Below are 19,392 nucleotides of genomic sequence, written 5' to 3' on the forward strand. Positions count from 1 at the left end.
GTCAGGAAGAGAGAAGATTAAGGCGGCGCGGGTTTATCAATATTCTTTGATTCCTAAACAGATTTCGGGTTTAACCCGCCCATACAAGTTGTATTTTTACGAAACTTTCCCCCTAAAGCCTGCATTTTTGGCGCATTCTGATAACACAAAATATTATTTTAATTTAAGCTTAACAGTATGTTAAATTTTATTAACTATCATTGACAAGTGTTAGTATTTTGTTTCCAAGATAATGAATTTGTACCTACGCTTATTGTCGGCCGTCATTCTAGCAATTATCAGCTTAACAGCAAGTATATCAATAGGTTTGGCTGAAACCAAAGAGCGCTACCTTACCCTTGATTCGGACGGCAGTCAATCTTTTGCGAGTTTAGTGCAGCAGGCGGAAGATTTAGCGAAAGAGTCGATCGCCCGCGAGTTTCAAGAAAATCCGGCATTAACAGAAGTTACAGTCATCATTACAGCCGATCGCAGCCGCCAAAGAGTTCCTGTTTTGCGATCGAGAGTATCCCGCCACGACTGGCAAAAAGATGCGAGAATCGAACAGTGGACTAGATATTTTGCCGATGCTCAATTGCTGCTGGGATTCAGAGACGGCAATATTTCGCCCGCAAATTCTGGGTTTTCGCAAGTGATTAATGTACCTGCGCCTAGTCGATCGACATTCCGAGAAAATGATCCGGGTTTTCGAGATGATTGAAATCGGGCATCGGGCATCGGGCATCGGGCATTGGGCATGGGGCATTGGGCATGGGGCATGGGGCATTGGGCATTGGGCATTGGTAACAAATAACAAATAACCAACAGCACGACACGGAAATCACGGATACGCGGATAGATATTTTTTCCTGAATCTCTCTCTCTATTCCCAATTACCAATTGCCAATTACAATATTTAACTTGTTGTTAACCTAAATATCTCCCACTTTTAATTAACCTTCAGGTAAACTTCCCTTAATTGAAAAGTGATAGAGTTTCATACGGAATCATCAGATTAGAGATGTTGGTTTGAAAAGGAATTTATGTCTAAAATAACTCGCCGACAACTGCTAATTTTCTTCGGCAGCAGTGCGGCTACCACTGTGCTTGCTCCTGGGCTAACTCAAAAACTGTTCAGCATCAATTCCAGCGCTGCTGAAGCTGTAGTTCCGACATCTTTCACTCCTGTAAGACTTCCCCACCCGCTGCCGATTTATCGAGAAATGCCCAGCTTCATGGCGATGGCGCCGGGGGGACAGGGAACCGTGATGGCTGCCTCGCAGGATACTAGATTAACGAGTTACAGCGTTGTTGACGATGTGGTTGTGCCGCCGGAATACGAACGTTACGTGATTGTCCGCTGGGGCGATCGAGTTTTTCCCAATCCGGCAGACTATTTCGGCTACAACAACGACTACACCGGCTTCGTAGGCCTTCGCGGCAGCAATGAGGACGGTTATCTCTGGGTTAACCACGAGTATGTATCCTTCCCGATGTCGAAAGTGGCGCCGGAAGCCCCGTCAGATGTGGCATCATTTCCAGCAACCGATCGCGCTGTCCTCGGTATAGACTTATCGGTAAAGAATCGGGATACCCTCGGCGAATTTCTGTACAATCTCGGTGGTTCGATCGTCCGCATTACCAAACAAGCCAACGGTAGATTTCAGGCGATCGCCGGCGACTCCCTCAACCGCCGTATCCACGGACTTTCCGGGCTCGGCATCAACAGCCAGCGTACCGACAAATACAAAGATGTCACCTCCTGGGGAACCAGACAAGGGGATAACGAGTACCTCACCGGCACGGGCCCTGCTGCTACCCAAGTCTTCGCGCAAGTCAACACCGACGGACTCGGCAACCGCATCATCGGTACAGCTTACAACTGTTCCGGCGCCACAACCCCTTGGGGCACAATCCTCTCCGCCGAAGAAAACTTCCAAGGTAGCGAACTATTCTTCGTCGGAGTTCAGGAAAACGTCAAACCCAACGGTGGCCAAACGGGCTACGCCAAGGGCACTATCGGTGAGGAATTCGGCTTAGTCGGCGAAAAATACGGCTGGATGGTAGAAGTCGATCCCCTAGATCCGAGTTTCCGCCCCCGGAAGCACACATGGTTGGGCCGTTTCCGCCACGAAAACGTCGGGATTCGCGCTGAAGCAGGCCGCAAGTTAATAGGGTACATGGGGGACGATCGACGCGGCGGACACACCTGGAAATTTGTCAGCAACGGTACTGTCACCAATCCCGCAGATAAAAACAACAGCCGATTGTTTGAAGATGGGGTTTTGTACGTGGCCCAATATAACCGCAACGGTACTGGAAGATGGCTGCCACTGACATTAAATACCCCGACAAATCCGGTGCGTCCTTCTAAAGTTGGCGAGGCGGAATTAGCAAGTTTTGGCAAAGCTCAAAGAGATGCAAATACTCGCTTGCCCAAACGCGCCGGAATTGCTGGTCAAACCGAAGACGGCGGTTCTTTTGTAGTAGATACAACCAATGAAGCAACAGCAATTCCGGGCTACCAAAATAAAACTCTGGCTAATTTCTACAGCAGCCAAGGTGCGGTGTTAGTTGATGCTTTCTTAGCTGCTAATTTGATTGGTGGCACTCCGACGGCGCGGCCGGAAGATTTGGAAGTTAATCCTACTACTAAGGAAGTTTTTATTGCTTATACGGACGCAGCACCCGGAAGCGACGGCTATCCAGATTCTCGCATTTTTAATGTTGCTAAATACGGTAGCGCCGTCAACAGCACTCAGCAGTCGGGAGGACTTTACAAAATAATTGAAGACAGTCCCGATGGTGCAGGTTTGACGTTTCGCTGGCAGCGTTTGGCTCAAGGTGGAGAAGCGGGTTCGGTAGCTGGGGCGGGATTTGCGAGTGTAGATAATTTGGCTTTTGACACTCAAGGCAACGTTTGGGGCGTGACTGATATGTCTACGAGCACGCACAACGGTTTTGATGTGGGTGCGAGTGGAAAGCCAACGACGATCGACCATAAAAAGACTGGAAATGTGTCAGATTTTACTGGAGTTTTCGGCAACAATTGGCTGTTTTATATTCCGACTTCTGGGCCGAATGCAGGAACAGTAATTCCGTTTGCTTACGGCCCGAATCGGTGCGAAATGACTGGGCCGACTTTTGTGGGAGATACGCTGTTGCTTGCGGTGCAGCATCCTGGGGAAGATTGCCCGATCGATGATGGTACTGTACTGAGTCGGCAAATTGAAATGTTGGATTTGAACGGTGCTGTTTTCAATCAGACTCGTAGTGTTGCTCGCGGCAGTTTGTGGCCTAGCAATATTGAGAACGATCGCAGGCGTTCGCCGATGCCGTCGGTGATTGGAATTCGTCGGGTGCGATCGACTCCAACGGGCCAGTTTGTTTAAATCTCACATCTTGCACCATTCTCAAGAACAGGCAAGATGCCTGTTCCACAAGAAAATTCACTCTTTGTGGAACAGGCATCTTGCCTGTTCATAAAAAATTTATTGAGAATGGTGCAACATCTCAGATAGTAGGGTGCGGAGCGTAAATAAGCGTTTCCCATGTATAGTCAGTGTTCTAGCTGACGCACCTTACCGGGAGCGTTAATGGTTTAAATGCGTAACAGCTTACTCTAATAAAAACCTTTGTAGTGCGGACGTGAGTCCTCTCTCCGGCTGCGGACTCAAGTTCGCAGTACGAACCTTACTTATTACTGTGGATCGATAGGCAATAGGTAAAATAGAACATGATGATTTTTGGAAATTAGTGGATGCGGCTCGATCGCCAGAATCACGAAGAAAGGGCTATAGACTATTTGGCGGTAGTGATTTTCTATACTTATTATCTGTTTAGGAGTTGATTCTCTCCGACTATAAAAACAAGTTTTCCGTGCGAGATTGTACTTATTTCATTGGCGAGCACTTCTATTTCCGGGGCAGTTAAATCAGAAACATTTATAGTTTTATAAGATTTATATTGCCACCTAAAATCCCTGGATTTCCGGATATACATAATTTTGGGACTAATATCTTCATGCACAAATGGATATGCACGAAATTTACACCACGGGTATCGCTTAGTCACGGATATGTGTTCTCTATCGAGTTTTATTGTAGTCGTTTTGAAATAAGTTTGAATGTGTTGCGAAAATGTAATAAAAAGTGAGCATAGCAAAACAATTGAAAAGATGAGTAAAAACAGCGCACCCACTAACATAAAGACTATATACCCGGTTTCAAGCATGATTTTTATGAACAGAAAAATTAATAAAACTAGCCCCAACTCAACCAAAATTCCTGTCCCTATCCAGTAGCCTCTCCAAAAACCCAACTTTTTTGGGGGAATCAAAATCTCTAGCTTCTCCCCATCTTTCTTCAGTTTAATCCTGCTGCCGATCAGTTTTCGTCTCGCCGCCGAGATATCTGTTTTCGGGCGGGGATTTTCCAGCGCTTCCAGCGCCTCTTTTGCAGATGCAAGGCGGCGGTTCAAACTCGGTTGTGTCATCCACTTCAGCCAATCGATTAAATCTCGGTTGAGATTAACTAATGACTCAAATTGAATTTGCAAATTACCTTGAGATAACTCGGCGGGATGCCTGCCCGTTACTAAATAAATTAATGTTGCACCCAAACTGTAAATATCGGAAGCTGGAACATTCCGCCCGCCAAATTGTTCGGGCGGCATATATCCGTAAGTACCGACAACAGTAATCGTACTGCTTTTTCTAGCTGCTAACGTCTGTATGGAACCAAAATCAACTAAATAAACATCACCGACACTATTGCGCGATCTATTTGCCAGTAAAATATTACTCGGCTTGATATCTCGGTGAATAACTGGCGGCTGTTGCCCGTGGAGGTAGTCCAAAATTTCTAGTAATGCTTTAGCTAGTTGCTTGACTTCTGCTTTGCTAAAAGTTCGCCCGCTTTTTAACCATTCTTCTAAGGATTTGGCTGGGATATAGCTTTGTACCAAGGCGAATCCTTTACCCGTTGGTGTATCCACCTCAAAGTAATCCAGATAGGGGGGAATTGCCGGATGAGAAAGCAGTTGTAAAGTTTGTGCTTCTCTTTCAAAGAGTTTCAAGTCATCCCAGCGAACATCTTCTCCAAAAATCAGTAACTTAATCGCTACTAACTCTTCTGTGTGCAAGTCGCGCGCCATAAACGTGCGCCTTCCCGCAGTTTGACTTAGCTGTTGCTCGATTACATAACGTTCTTTTAAAACTTCACTTGCCATTTTTTGCAAACTTCTTGAGGAGAGTTATTGTTAATTTCATTTGCCATCTCTACTTTATTCACTAATAGGCAAATTTAACCATTCGCTGAGTTCTTCTGCTATCCAATCAATCTCGTCATCAATGAGATGGCTGGTAATAAGTTGATATTCCCGCGTTCCGGCCCAAATTTGAATATTGCGCCCCCGGCTGGAGTATGTATATTCATCTCTTATGAATCGTAATGTACCGATAGCTAGCCTCGGGCTTGGTGGCAGCATATTGTAACGCAAAAATCCCCAGAAGTTGGAAGTAAAATAAATTTGTTCCTCATCGATTAGTAGTCGAGTGGCGATACGTCTAAGAAATACTAATTTTATGGGTTGAAAAAGTAAAAATAAACAAAAACTGCCAAAGTAAGTAACTCCGAATGCTGCGAATGATGCACCTATAAAAGAACCCTTAGTAAACGCCATAACAATCCAGGATATACTTACTAAAAGCACGTGGTACGATGCAATTAACGGAATTACTAAATAGACACTAACTAAAAAGAGAGGAGAAAAAGTAGAAATCACAATTTCCAAACTCTTTCTGTCTTTATTCAGTTTTACATTATTACTCGCCCTAGGGTTTCGCAGAAGCGATCGCCCCCTCTGTTTCGGTTTTTCCAGTGCTTGTAACGCCCGATGAGCCGTGGTTAAGCGGCTGTTTAAATCTGGTTCGGTCATCCACTGCAGCCAGTCCACAAAGTCCGAACTAATAGCGATTTTTGGCTCAAAATTAATACGCAAATCTTCCTGCGGCAAATCGGCTGGATGGACTCCCGTTACTAAGTAAATTAACGTCGCACCCAAACCATACAAATCGGAAGCCGGAACCGCGCGCCCGCCAAATTGTTCGGGCGGCATATATCCGTAAGTTCCCACTACAGTAACGGTGCTACCTTCTCTCGCTGCTAAGGTTTGAACTGAACCAAAATCTACTAAGTAAACTTCACCCAACCAACCACCTTTATTAAGGGCGGAGTGTTTTTGTTTGAAGGGCGATCGATCTGCTAAAAGAATATTGCTCGGCTTAATATCTCGATGAATTACTGGCGGGTTTTGGTGTTGCAAATATATCAAAATTTCCAACAAGTTATTAGCGATTTGCTTTATTTCTTTTTCGTTAAAATTGCGTCCCGATTCAACCCATTCTGCCAAAGATTTCGCTTCAATATAGCTTTGTACCAGTGCAAGGCTTTTAGTCTTTGGTGTCGGGAATTCAAAATGGTCTAAGTAACGAGGAATTGCCGGATGGGAAAGTGACTGTAAGGTTGTGGCTTCTCGTTCAAATAGTTTTAAATCGTCCCACTGGAAATCTGCACTAAAAGTAAGGATTTTGATGACGACTAACTCCTGAGTTTGTAAGTCGCGCGCCAGCAAAGTTTGTCGTCCCCCATTTTTACCCAGGCATTGCTGAATGGCATAACGTTCTTTTAACACTCGCTCTACCATATTTTTTACTATAAATAGTGGTAGCTTTTACTATACTTCAGCCTTAACGAAAATTGCTAGAAAAAAGCGGGATTTGTTACAAACATTAATTATGATTATTATATGACTATTATGAACTCAAGCAATGGCACAAGCGTTGCTAAAGTACGCGAAGCTATTGAGAAAGTGCTGACACAAGAGTCTTACAAAAAAAGACCGATCGCAAATCTTTGATGCAACTGCGCCAACAAATCGGACTCGTCTTTCAAAATCCCGACCATCAATTAGTAGCTTCGACGGTAGAAGAAGATATTTCCTACGGGTTGTACAATTTAGGCTTGAGAGAATCCGTAATTTCTCAACAGGTGCAGCAGGCGATCGAGCAATGCGATCTAAGCGAACTCGCCCGCGAACCAATTCACAATCTCAGTTTGGGCCAGAAAAAGCGGGTTTCCATCGCCGATATCATGGTTCTCAAACCCAAACTGCTGCTGTTAGATGAACCTACCGCCTATCTCGACCCGCGTTACACCCGACAACTGATCGGTTTACTCCAACAAATTCACAGCGCCGGAACCACTATTCTTTTAGCAAGTCACGACCTCGCTTTCATCTACCGGTGGGCAGATTGGATGTTTGTAATGGATCGAGGACAACTAATTTTAGAAGAAATACGGGAAACCGTTTTTGCTCAGCGGGATGTGTTGGAACAATTGCAGCTTGGCGTACCGCTGGCGATCGAGCTTATGGAGCAAATAAGGGCGATGTTTCCAACAGACGATCGCTCAAAAATGCCCGCTTTCGAGGAATTGCAACAACAAATTTTACCAAGCCGCAGGCTTTAGTGATTTGTTATTTGTTATCGGTTGAATTAAATTCTTGTGGAACAGGCATCTTGCCTGTTCATAAAAATGGTGCAAGATGTTTTCAACAGACGATCGCTCAAAAATGCCCGCTTTCGAGGAATTGCAACAACAAATTTTACCAAGCCGCAGGCTTTAGTGATTTGTTATTTGTTATCGGTTGAATTAAATTCTTGTGGAACAGGCATCTTGCCTGTTCATAAAAATGGTGCAAGATGTTTTCAACAGACGATCGCTCAAAAATCCCCGCTTTCGAGCAATGGCAACACCAAATTTTACCAAACCCTAGGCTTTAGTTATTTGTTATTTCTTATTGGTTGAATTAAATTCTTGTGGAACAGGCATCTTGCCTGTTCCTAAAAATGCTGCAAGATGTAAGTTCCTGTAATGGATTAAGTGCGATCGTACCAACTTTGCAGCGCCAAGCGGTGAACTTCCCGCCAACTAATATTTTTAAGTCGGGCAATTTCCGCGCAATCTTCGTATTCCGGCTGTACATTAACAATCGTTTCTCCAGACTTCGCAACTTTTATCTTGACTTCGCCGTATTCTGTTTTAACTGTCTGGATTTCTCGGTGTAAAATAGTTCTCTGTTGAGTCGAGATCCTAATTCCCAAAGTAGTAGTCTCGCGAAAGATCACAGCTTCGCAAGCATCCTGAAATTCTGGATGACAAATCGCAGTTAACAAAACCCCCAGCCGCGACTTTTTCATCACAATTGGGGCAGTAAAAACATCCAGAGCTCCGGCGGTAAACAAAGCATCAAAAACATAGCCGATCGCCTGCGGACTCAAATCATCAATTTGCGTTTCCAACACCGTAATAGTTTCTATGGAATTGGGCATTGGGCATTGGGCATCGGGCATTGGGAATTGGGAATTGGGCATCGGGAATTGGGAATGACTACCCGTCTTTCCTCCACTCTCTCCCACTCCCACTCTCCCACTCTCCCCCTCTCCCACTCTCCCCCTCTCCCCCTCTTGCTTCTCCCCAATCCAGAGGCGCAAAATATTAGGAATTGCCAGGTTTCGAGAACCTGCACCCAAACCAATGGCCTGAATTTGCATCGACGGTGGCGGGCCGAAAGCAGAGGCGAGAGTACAGGCGATCGCAGTTCCCGTAGGAGTGCACAATTCGCGATCGATGCCATTGCTATAAACCGGCACTCGGTGCGTTTCCCACAACCGCATCACCGCCGGCGTCGGCACCGCTAATCGGCCGTGGGCCGCCTTCACCGTACCGCCACCAGTCGGCATCGCCGAAAAGTAAAACTCCTGAATATCCAACCAATCCAAACCCAAACAAGTACCGACAATATCAATAATTGCATCCGTCGCCCCCACCTCGTGAAAGTGAACCTCGCTTGCGGGGATACCGTGTACGACACCTTCTGCCTCTGCTAATTTGCCAAATACGGCCAAACTCCAAGCTTCCACGCGCGGAGGCAATTTTGCAGAGACGATGATTTGCTCAATTTCGGGCAAATTGCGGTGATGACTGTGGCTAATTTCGGCCTCTGCTTCGCCGTGACTGTGAGAATGTTCTTCCCCGTGATGATGGTGGTGGCGGGCGTCGAAAGTCGGGGATTCGGTTTCCGAGGGATCGAGTTCGGTAGCGGGATTTTCTGGTTTTAACGACAAATCCGCAGCTAAATCGACATAAAATTTAGTTGCTTGTTGAGTATTCCGGTGGACTAATTCCGTCCGCAACTGGTACTCTGTCGAAATGCCGAGCAAATTGAGTTTTTCGATTAGGTATTCTAAAGGAACGCCGGCGTGGATGAGAGCTCCGATGCACATATCGCCAGCAATGCCGGTTGGACAGTCAAAATAAGCTATTTTATTCATTGTTAACAATTAATTTTTAGCATTGATTGTTTCATCTTACGCCTTGCACCATTGTCAATAAGTCTTGGACGGGCGGGCAGGATGCCCAACCCCTACTCCCCACAAGAAAATTTACTCTTTGTGGAACAGGCATCTTGCCTGTTCTTGACAATGCTGCAAGATATCGGTTTCACTCGATATTTCGATCGCCCACTTAGCCTGCAATATCTTAACATGGCAACTTTTTACGAAGTGCATCCAGTTGCACCCCAAAGAGACCGGATCGAGAAAATTCAAAAAGCTCTGAAAGATGGGGCAGTGATGCTTTATCCGACAGATACAGTTTACGCGATCGGCTGCGATCTCAACTCCAAGTCTGCCGTAGAACGAGTCAGGCAGATCAAGCAACTATCCAATGATAAGCCTTTAACGTTCCTGTGTTCCTCTCTGTCAAATATCACCGACTATGCTGTCGTCAGCGATGAAGCATACAGAATTATCAAGCGGTTAATACCTGGGCCTTATACATTTCTGCTGCCAGCTACCAAGTTAGTGCCACGGTTGGTAATGAACCCAAAACGGAAAACCACTGGAATTCGCGTTCCCGACCAGCGGCTTTGTTTTACACTGTTGGAAGCTTTGGGAAATCCAATTATTTCAACATCCGCTAACATTACCACGGATGATGAAGGTGCAGCACCCGTGCCAGCAGGAAAAGGAGAAAGTTTTGGCAAAGCTGAACTTTTTGACTGTTTTTCAAAGTTAGTAGATGTCATTGTCGATGACGGTTCCGATCCGGGATATCAAGTTTCTACCATTCTCGATTTGACAGAAAGCGAACCGATTGTTGTTCGTCGTGGTTTGGGTGCGGAAGCTGTCGCCGTTTGGGAAAAAGATTAAAATTTGAGGATGCTTTCGCTTCTCCAACAGTCCGCCGGGGGTTCAAAACCCCCGTCTCATAGCGAAAGTCCTCTCAAAGAGGACTGTTAAATATAGCGGTTATGGTATTGAATTTAATTAAGCTCTGTCCTATATTTTAAAGCATTGACAATTATCAGAGGAGCAATCGCTATCAGTAGATATTAGATATTATTTCTATTTGAACTTATCGCAACTTATGTTATTCCTCGGGAGCATCTCATATTTGTAAAAACACTTCTTCTGGCTCCTTCCTTCTTCCTCTTCCCTCTTCCCTCCTGCCTCTTCCCTCCTGCCTCCTGCCTCCTGCCTCCTGCCTCAAAACTCCAATTTCTAGCTTGCCTGCTTTCATTGAGATGCTCCCTATTCCTCCCTAATTTCCACAGTCGTCTTAAGACGACTTCAGCTATGAGCCAGGGAATTAATTCCCTGGCGGCCTGTCGGAATCGCCAGCTAACAAACCTGCGGAAAAAACCTAAGCTTCTACCTTAACTCCTTTCCAAAAAGCAATATATCCGGCAATATTTTTAGCAGCATCTTTCGGAGTAGGATAGTACCACGCAGCGTCTTTATTCACTTGTCCGCCGACTTCGACACTGTAGTAACTAGCAACACCTTTCCAACCGCAAGTAGTGTGAGTGCTGCTGTCCTTGAAATACTCACGGTTGATGGCATCGGCGGGGAAATAATAGTTATTGTCTACAATTTCGCACTTGTCGCTCTCGGCCAAAACGGCACCATTCCAAATTGCTTTCGGCATCAGTTTTTCTGCTTAAATTGAGATTCTCAATTATTGTAACTGTATTTGTGCTCAAAAGGCATAGAATAGTTGAGAAGCCAACAACCAACTACTGCAAATGTCAGCGTCTCATCCGCCAATATCTTCTGTGCCACTGTCCCTGGAACAAGCTCTTAAACATTTTTTTGGCTATGACTCTTTCCGTCCGGGGCAGCAGGAAATTGTCGAAGCTGCTTTACAAAAACGGGATATGATGATTGTCATGCCGACGGGCGGTGGCAAGTCTTTGTGTTTTCAATTACCGGCACTGTTGAAACCGGGATTGACTGTGGTTGTGTCGCCGTTAATTGCTCTGATGCAAGACCAGGTGGAAGCTTTGCAGGATAATGGAATTGGGGCGACTTTTCTCAACAGCACTTTGAGCTCTCAGGAAACCCGATCGCGCGAAACAGCAATTCTCGAAGGTAAGATTAAATTGCTCTACGTTGCACCCGAACGCTTGCTGGGTGAGAGATTTTTACCGTTTTTAGATATAGTAGCAAATAAGTTAGGAATTTCGGCATTTGCGATCGACGAAGCCCACTGCGTTTCGGAATGGGGGCACGACTTTCGACCAGAATACAGGCAAATGCAGCGAGTGCGCGATCGATATCCCGACATTCCCATTATGGGACTAACCGCCACCGCCACCGAGCGCGTCCGCCAAGACATAATCCAGCAGTTAACTCTGCGAAATCCCTACATCCACGTCGCCAGCTTCAACCGCCCCAATTTATACTACGAAGTTCGCCCCAAAACCAAGCACAGTTTTGCCGAAGTTTTGCAAATCATCCAAAAAAAAGGCGGTTCGGGAATTATCTATTGCCTCAGTCGCAAAAAAGTTGACGAAGTTGCCTATAAATTGCAACAAAGCGGCATCCAAGCCTTACCATACCACGCTGGCATGAACGATGTCGCTCGCGCCACAAATCAAACCCGCTTCATTCGCGACGACGTGCAAGTAATGGTAGCCACAATAGCCTTCGGTATGGGCATTAACAAACCAGACGTGCGGTTTGTAATTCACTACGACTTACCCAAGAATCTCGAAGGATACTATCAAGAATCTGGCCGCGCAGGCCGAGACAACGAACCCGCCCATTGCAGCTTATTTTTTGGCTACGGCGATGTCAAAATGATCGACTACATCATCGAGCAAAAACCTGACCCGCAAGAACAACGAATTGCCCGCCAACAGTTGCGGCGAGTAATCAACTATGCAGAATCCACCGAGTGCCGCCGCACAATCCAGTTAAGTTATTTTGGCGATTCATTCCCCGGAAACTGCGGTACTTGCGATAACTGTTGCAACCAAAAACCAGTAGAAGATTGGACGATTGAGGCAATGAAATTTCTTTCTTGCGTCGCGAGATGCCAAGAAAAATTCGGCATGAATCATATTATAGACGTGCTGCGCGGTTCAAAAAATCAAAAAGTATTGCAATACCAGCACCACCAACTTTCTACTTACGGAATAGGCAAAGATAGAAGTGCTGATGAATGGAAAAAGTTGAGTCGATCGCTGGTAAATCAAGGTTTTTTAGAGGAAAGAACAGACGGGTTTCCCATTTTAAAACTGAATGAAAAAAGTTGGGAAATTATGAAACGTCAGCGCACAGTTGAAATCGCCATTGAACCGCAGCGGGAAGTACAGGCGAAAGTTCGTTCTTTGGCAGTAGAAGTAGAAGCTTTATTTACCATACTGCGGACGCTACGCAAACAAATTGCCGACGAACAATTTGTGCCACCTTACGTAGTTTTTGCAGATAAAAGCTTGCGAGATATGGCAGAAAAACGCCCGCAAAATCTCCGAGAATTCGAGGATGTTTACGGCGTTGGTAGCAACAAGCGAGATAAGTACGGTAAGGTTTTCTTGGAGGCCATTCGCAATTTTTGCCAAGAACAAGGATTGCCGAATGGTACTGCATCTTCTGATGTTGCTAATCTTCCCAATCTTCCCAACATTGCGTCTTATTCGCAGATGCAAACCTGGGAATTATACCGACAAGGCTTGACAGTTCAAGGAATAGCGAATGCGCGGGGTATGAGTCCTAATACTATTTCGGGGCATCTGATAGAATTGATGGAAATGGGCAGGGAAGTTGATATAAATTTGTTAGTGGAACCGGAACGCCAGCAGGCGATAGTGTACGCTATTGAAGTTATGGGGGATGAAAAACTGAGAGCAATTTATGATTTTTTGGAAGAACGTTATACGTTTGAGGAGATTAAGTTTGTGCGCGCTTGGTGGCGGCAAAATTATGTGGGTTTTTAACCGCAGATGTAGGCTGATTAACGCTGATGCACGCAGATAATTGATGGGAGGAAAGCTACTCTTCGGCGCAGATTACGGCTATCATGTGTTGTGTAGTTCACCCTACTTCATGCCGCTTCACCTGAGTTCGGCTAACTCCAAGCAACTCGTAGTAATTGAGCAGCCTGCAGCTTACTCATTGCCGCTTCCCAAATGCCTTTTGCACAATAGCTGTAAAAGTTACGAACAGGCAGAAACAATGAAAGCTACTGGTAAGGTGTATACAATTGATTTGGCTGGAAATCAGTATCAAAGCCCTCGCTACTTGCAAAGTCGGGCAAGGATTAACTCCCTCATCGACCATTATATGTCATTGGAAGTTTTGAGCGATCGACTTTCCGATCTACCCCAGCAATTTTCCAACCCGCATCCCCGCCCTTGGGAACCCATAGATTGGCAACGAATCACTCGCGACCAAATTATTGGTGTCAAGCCAGAAATATTTTTACAAATTTTGGCAAGTGCGGCAGAAATTGAAGCTCCCATCCGCAGCTACGGTAGAGAAAGTTGGTGCTACTTACAGCATATTTACCCGCAAATGGCGCGGTTTATGGGAGGAATTTTTGATGACAACGGCAACATTCTAGAGATAGGTGTCTGGGAAAAAGAAGAACGCCAACATTGCCCGACATTTAGGAAAATTTACCAGGAACTTACCGCCGAAAAACTGCAAGTTAAACCCAACTCTGTTAATGGTTGTCAATCCACAGGCGACGCTTGGCAAGATACCTACAAACACGTGATTAGTCGCCTGAGTACCGAGTGGGGAGCTACTTCTATTTATTTATGGTTGATGGTACACTCAACAGGAGCGTTGCAACAGGCAATTTCCCAGCCTTTACAGGATGAGATAAATCATTTGGCTAAGTTTTGGGCTTTCAGTCGCTGGGCCTTCTTCCAGAGTTATTTCAATCAACTGAAAGGCTCTACCAAAAACCTGATTGCTTTGCTGAAACACCATCAGATTGAACGCACGCACGGTAACGATGTGTTTAATACTTCACTTAGTCTCAAACAGCTTTCTTTGGTGGTGGAATTGACTTTTACATTCACGCGAGTGATGGTGCGTCTGCGGCGCTGGAACCGCGAGCTCAGTCGCAGTTATCTCAGACATTTGTTTGGTACTGCGCCGATGGTTGATTCACCGCGCCATGTTGCTTAAATCTGAGAGATTGCACGAGTTTAATGAACAGGCAAGATGCCTGTTCCACTCATCGTTCAATTTTATTGTGGGGTAAGGTGCGCCATCAGCACCCAGTTATGTTAAAGTGCGATCATCGATGTATGTACTCGTTTGCTCGGCATCTATAGCAACCCTAAATCATTCGCCTAATTATTGTAGGGGCAATCCCCCCGTGGTTGCCCCGATAGATAGGGGGTAGGCACGGGGAGTAGGGGTAGCACTACCCCTACATATTTTTACAAATGATTTAGGATTGCTATAGTATTAATATTACAGCTAAGTTGCAACGCCAGATTAAGGAATTTTAATCACGTAAGGTGCACAGTGTGCACCCTACGTTTAGGGGAATTTGTGCGTAAGGTGCACGCTAGGTTTAGGTGGTGATATTGAGTGCGGTAAATTTTTAGGCGATCGAGATTTCGGGCGACAAATAAACATCTTGAATGGCGTGGAACAATTTTACGCCTTCTTCAAAGGGACGCTGAAAAGTTTTGCGGCCGGAAATTAAGCCGCATCCCCCAGCGCGCTTGTTGATTACCGCCGTGCGAATTGCTTCTGCAAAATCGCTTTTCCCGGAAGCACCGCCGGAGTTAATTAAACCCATCCTTCCCGCATAACAGTTGAGCAATTGATAGCGAGTTAGATCGATCGGGTGATCCGTTGTTAGATCCGAATAAACGCGCTTGTCGGTTTTGCCGTAACTGTGCTCGCTAGCTTTAGCAACTGCTGCATAGCCGTTGTTGCATTCGGGCAATTTTTGCTTGATAATATCAGCTTGAATTGTCACTCCCAAGTGATTTGCTTGCCCGGTTAAATCTGCCGCAATGTGATAATCTTGGTCTTGTTTAAAGATATCGTTGCGGAGGTAGCACCACAGAATAGTCGCCATTCCGTATTCGTGAGCCTGTGCAAAAGCTTGACTAACTTCTTGGATTTGCCGCGTCGATTCCGGGGAACCAAAATAAATTGTTGCTCCGACTGCTGTTGCTCCCAAATTCCAAGCTTGTTCTACAGAAGCAAACATTATTTGGTCGTATTGATTGGGATAAGTCAGCAACTCGTTGTGATTGAGCTTGACAATAAAAGGGATTTTGTGCGCGTACTTGCGAGATACGCTTCCCAAAACTCCCAGCGTTGTCGCGACAGCATTGCAGCCTGCAGAGATTGCTAGTTTGATGATGTTTTCGCTGTCAAAATAAATGGGATTTGGTGCAAAAGAAGCGGCCGCCGAGTGTTCGATTCCTTGGTCTACTGGCAGGATGGATAAATAGCCGGTATTCGCCAAGCGTCCGCTAGAATAGAGTTGCTGAAGCGATCGCAAAACTTGAGGAGATCGATCGGTTTGAGCAAAAATGCGATCGACCCAATCCGGGCCCGGCAGGTGCAAAAAATCTTTAGAAACTTTTGCTTCATGGGTGAGCAAGTCTTCGGCTTCGTCGCCCAGCCAAGACTCGATGGAATTGGGAACTGATAGTGTAGCTGTCATAAAAAATCTCAGTAAGTGCGAAACTCAGTGGCTTTAGCCCTGAGAGGACAATGACACTTCGGCTACGCGAGCGTGGATCACACAAGCGGTTTCAACCGCATTGAATCTTTCTTTACCCATTACCGCCTTGGAGTTGTTCAATTTGGTGTACTTTTGTAATGCACTTTCGCGCTTGACAATTACCATCTCAAACTTCCCAACCCTGTACGCATAATGGTTCGCTCAATTGAGCCTCCCTTTCGGGGTAATGTTAGCTTGTCGGTCAATGTTTTAAGAGCTTTTTCGACCTGCAACACTGTTTCAGTGACTTTAAAACTGTTTAATTGCAGATGACAGAGCAAGGAACTAGCTACGCATTCCGGGGTGTCGTGACTCAAAAAACGTAGTCAATTAAGACTTAGGCTGGTCAGTACAGCTTGCAAGAATTTCTCTTACAAGCTCAATCCCTTTAGGGTTGAGTTACTGACGCAGATTTCCCTCTCAATTTCAATTGCAGGCTGATGATTGCAGACATTAGCCTTGGTGATATTGTAACGAAAAAATCATATTTTCCATCCCCTCAACGATAGACCCAGTTTTTAACAAGTTAGCGACAACAGCAGCTAGGACGCGCTACTCTATAATAAGCTGGCAGTTCAGCCGGATCGGCGCTGCCAGCGATCGCCGCTCGACTCACAACTTTGCCATCACAATGTCAAATACTTACTTCGATTCTGAAAACGCTCACAAATCCTTCGAGATGCCCGGTGCCAGGCCGCATTACAATCCCGATCGCCCTGGTCAAGTAGAACACATTTTCCTCGACTTAGTGCTGAATATTCCCAAACAAAGCTTTCGCGGCACTTGCAGCATCCGCATCAATCCCGTCCGCAGCGGCATTGACAAATTAACCTTAGATGCGGTCAACTTGAACATTGAATCGGTAAAAGTTGGCGAAACCGAGCAAAATTTCGACAGCGACGGCGAAGTGCTGCAAATTCAACTGCACGAACCAACAGAAGCTTACCAACCAATTACTATTGCGATCGAATACTCGGTCGAAAAACCCCAACGCGGCCTTTATTTCGTCGGCCCGGACAAAAACTATCCAGACAAACCAACACAAGTTTGGACTCAAGGCGAAGACGAAGATTCCCGCTTCTGGTTTCCCTGTTTCGACTATCCCGGACAGTTGGCAACTTCGGAAATTCGAGTGCGAGTTCCCAGGCAACTTTTTGCCATCTCCAACGGTGAATTAATTAGCACAAAAAACGACGGCGACGAGAAAATTTATCACTGGTCGCAAACCCAGGTACACCCGACGTACTTAATGACCTTAGCAGTCGGAGATTTCGCCGAAATTAAAGACGAATGGAACGGCAAACCAGTTAATTATTACGTGGAAAGAAGCCGCGAAGCAGACGCTAAGCGCAGCATGGGCAAAACGCCTCAAATGATTGAATTCTTCTCGGAAGCATTTGGCTATCCTTACCCTTTTCCCAAATACGCTCAAGTCTGCGTCGATGATTTCATCTTCGGCGGTATGGAAAATACTTCGACAACTTTGCTAACAGATAGGTGCTTGCTAGACGAACGCGCCGCCCTCGACAATCGAGGTACTGAAAGCTTAGTCGCCCACGAATTGGCTCACCAATGGTTCGGTGATTTAGTAGTAATTAAACATTGGTCTCACGCTTGGCTGAAAGAAGGCATGGCTTCTTATTCCGAGGTGCTGTGGACTGATAAAGAATATGGCAAAGAAGACGCGGCTTACTATATGTTAAATGAAGCCCGCAGTTATTTAGCAGAAGACAGTTCCCGCTACCGCCGCCCGATGGTTACTCACGTTTACCGCGAAGCCATTGAATTGTACGATCGCCATTTGTACGAAAAAGGTGCTTGCGTCTATCACATGATTCGCGCCGAGTTGGGCGACGAATTATTTTACAAAGCAATTCACACTTTTGTGCGGGATAACGCTCACAAAACTGTAGAAACGATCGATTTGCTCAGGGCGATAGAAAAGGCTACCGGTCGCAATCTCATGTTTTTGTTTGACCAGTACGTTTATCGTGGCGGTCATCCAGATTATAAGGTTGCTTATTCCTGGGATGGTGACAGCAAATTAGCAAAAGTTACTGTCACTCAAACTCAGGTGAAAGATAGCAAAAATGGCAACGGCAACAGCAAAGATGTCTTTGACCTAAAAATTCCGATCGGCTTCGGTTACAAGCCAGAAAAAGAAGCAAACGATGACAGTTGGGCACGTTCAACCCCGAACCTAAAAACTTTCACAGTCCGAGTGCATGAGCGCGAGCAAAGCTTCTATTTCCCTCTCGAAGAGAAGCCTGCATTTATCAGTTTTGATGTCGGCAATAAATACTTAAAGACTGTTGTTTTAGAGTATGGAATTGCGGAACTAAAAGCTCAGTTGCAGTTCGATCCAGACCCGGTTTCGCGGATTTACGCTGCCCAAGCTGTGGCGAAGAAGGGAGGGCTGGAAGCGGTGAAAACGCTGTCAGAAGTTCTCAAGAAAGAGCCGTTCTGGGCAGTACGGGCAGAAGTTGCCGGTCAGTTAGTTGAAATTAAACTCGACCAAGTTTTTGAAGGTTTAGTAAGTGGTTTAAAAGATAAAGATGCTCGTGTTCGTCGCGCTGTGGTGAATGCGCTGGGTAAAATCCAAACTCACGAAACTTATAAAGCGCTGAGATCGATCGTCGAAAAAGGCGACGACAGCTATTATGTAGAAGCCGCCGCAGCGAGTGCTATGGGCTCAATTGCAGCGGCTAACCCCGACGAAAAACCGACCGACGAACAGGTACTGAAAGAGTTAAAATTGGTGCTCAAAGAGCGTCAGGGGTGGAATGAGGTAGTGCGATCGGGTGCGATCTCCGGTTTGGCGCAGATGAAAACTTCGGAAGATGCGCTGAATTTAATATTGAAATACACAGCCGCCGGTACTCCGCAAGCTTTGCGCTTGGCTGCAATTCGAGCTTTGGGTACAATTTCGAGTGGTCAAACCAAGGTCAATTTAGAACGGATTTTGCAGCGATTGGCAGAATTATCTAAAGAGACGTTTTTCTTGACTCAAGTCTCTGTAGTAGCGGGATTAGGACAAATGCAAACTCGCAAAGCCATTCGCATTTTGCGTTCTTTAGCTGACCAAACTCCCGATGGTCGCGTTCGCCGCATGGCTGATGAAGCTGTGCAGAGAGTGCAGAAAAATGCTGGTTCTGATGCAGCGGTAAAGCAGTTGCGGGAGGAATTAGACCAGGTGAAAAAGGAGAATCAAGATTTGAGGAGTCGGATGGAGAATTTGGAGGCTAAGGCGAAGAAAGATTAGGTGTAAAACCCCATACTGGCGCAGATAAAGGCAGATATT

13 protein-coding genes and 1 pseudogene are annotated in these 19,392 nt (G+C 45.7%); 8 read left to right on the forward strand and 6 right to left on the reverse strand.

Features of this window, described 5'->3' with window-relative positions; translation table 11 throughout:
• The first annotated feature begins 232 nt into the window (after window positions 1-232).
• Window positions 233-700, forward strand: coding sequence for a hypothetical protein (locus tag QT990_RS07050; RefSeq protein ID WP_333465066.1), 468 nt, complete (start codon window positions 233-235; stop codon window positions 698-700).
• A 322-nt stretch (window positions 701-1,022) separates the two neighbouring features.
• Window positions 1,023-3,371 carry a PhoX family phosphatase gene (locus tag QT990_RS07055; protein ID WP_333465067.1) on the forward strand — a complete coding sequence of 783 codons (2,349 nt, stop codon included), beginning with the start codon at window positions 1,023-1,025 and terminating at the stop codon, window positions 3,369-3,371.
• A gap of 439 nt (window positions 3,372-3,810) precedes the next feature.
• On the opposite strand, the gene QT990_RS07060 is transcribed toward QT990_RS07055, so the two are convergent.
• Complete coding sequence (locus tag QT990_RS07060) at window positions 3,811-5,208, reverse strand: serine/threonine-protein kinase (RefSeq protein WP_333465068.1); 1,398 nt, start codon at window positions 5,206-5,208, stop codon at window positions 3,811-3,813.
• 54 nt (window positions 5,209-5,262) lie between these two features.
• Window positions 5,263-6,684, reverse strand: coding sequence for a serine/threonine-protein kinase (locus QT990_RS07065; protein ID WP_333307239.1), 1,422 nt, complete (start codon window positions 6,682-6,684; stop codon window positions 5,263-5,265).
• Between the two features lie 197 nt (window positions 6,685-6,881).
• Here QT990_RS07065 and QT990_RS07070 point away from each other — a divergent pair.
• Window positions 6,882-7,508 (forward strand): annotated as a pseudogene (locus QT990_RS07070) (energy-coupling factor ABC transporter ATP-binding protein); the annotation flags it as partial.
• Window positions 7,509-7,544: 36 nt separating this feature from the next.
• Window positions 7,545-7,847 (forward strand): hypothetical protein, encoded by a 303-nt coding sequence (locus QT990_RS07075; RefSeq protein WP_333307237.1) that lies wholly within the window; start codon window positions 7,545-7,547, stop codon window positions 7,845-7,847.
• A 71-nt stretch (window positions 7,848-7,918) separates the two neighbouring features.
• Here QT990_RS07075 and larC read toward each other — a convergent pair whose 3' ends face one another.
• Window positions 7,919-9,373 (reverse strand): nickel pincer cofactor biosynthesis protein LarC, encoded by a 1,455-nt coding sequence (gene larC / locus QT990_RS07080; RefSeq protein ID WP_333465069.1) that lies wholly within the window; start codon window positions 9,371-9,373, stop codon window positions 7,919-7,921.
• 213 nt (window positions 9,374-9,586) lie between these two features.
• Between larC and QT990_RS07085 the strand changes: the two genes are divergently transcribed.
• A complete protein-coding gene (locus QT990_RS07085) occupies window positions 9,587-10,252 on the forward strand; it encodes an L-threonylcarbamoyladenylate synthase (protein ID WP_333144543.1) in 666 nt (221 codons plus the stop codon).
• Window positions 10,253-10,490: 238 nt separating this feature from the next.
• Here the strand turns inward: QT990_RS07085 and QT990_RS07090 are convergent, their stop codons facing one another.
• Both QT990_RS07090 and QT990_RS07095 read right to left on the reverse strand, forming a co-directional pair.
• Window positions 10,491-10,622, reverse strand: a complete 132-nt coding sequence (locus tag QT990_RS07090; protein ID WP_333144544.1) for a hypothetical protein — start codon at window positions 10,620-10,622, stop codon at window positions 10,491-10,493.
• Window positions 10,623-10,745: 123 nt separating this feature from the next.
• The gene (locus QT990_RS07095) at window positions 10,746-11,030 is read right to left on the reverse strand and encodes a DUF427 domain-containing protein (RefSeq protein WP_190738299.1); all 285 of its coding nucleotides are present in this window, start codon (window positions 11,028-11,030) and stop codon (window positions 10,746-10,748) included.
• 97 nt (window positions 11,031-11,127) lie between these two features.
• Here QT990_RS07095 and recQ point away from each other — a divergent pair, with 97 nt between their 5' ends.
• Window positions 11,128-13,323 (forward strand): DNA helicase RecQ, encoded by a 2,196-nt coding sequence (recQ, locus tag QT990_RS07100; protein ID WP_333144545.1) that lies wholly within the window; start codon window positions 11,128-11,130, stop codon window positions 13,321-13,323.
• A 43-nt stretch (window positions 13,324-13,366) separates the two neighbouring features.
• Window positions 13,367-14,524, forward strand: a complete 1,158-nt coding sequence (locus QT990_RS07105; protein ID WP_333465070.1) for a hypothetical protein — start codon at window positions 13,367-13,369, stop codon at window positions 14,522-14,524.
• A gap of 424 nt (window positions 14,525-14,948) precedes the next feature.
• On the opposite strand, the gene QT990_RS07110 is transcribed toward QT990_RS07105, so the two are convergent.
• Window positions 14,949-16,031, reverse strand: a complete 1,083-nt coding sequence (locus QT990_RS07110) for a class I fructose-bisphosphate aldolase (RefSeq protein WP_333144460.1) — start codon at window positions 16,029-16,031, stop codon at window positions 14,949-14,951.
• A gap of 691 nt (window positions 16,032-16,722) precedes the next feature.
• Between QT990_RS07110 and QT990_RS07115 the strand changes: the two genes are divergently transcribed.
• Complete coding sequence (locus QT990_RS07115; RefSeq protein WP_333144459.1) at window positions 16,723-19,353, forward strand: M1 family metallopeptidase; 2,631 nt, start codon at window positions 16,723-16,725, stop codon at window positions 19,351-19,353.
• The last annotated feature ends 39 nt before the right edge of the window (window positions 19,354-19,392 follow it).

The sequence above is a fragment of the Microcoleus sp. T3_B1 genome (assembly GCF_036700445.1).
Classification (GTDB): domain Bacteria; phylum Cyanobacteriota; class Cyanobacteriia; order Cyanobacteriales; family Microcoleaceae; genus Microcoleus.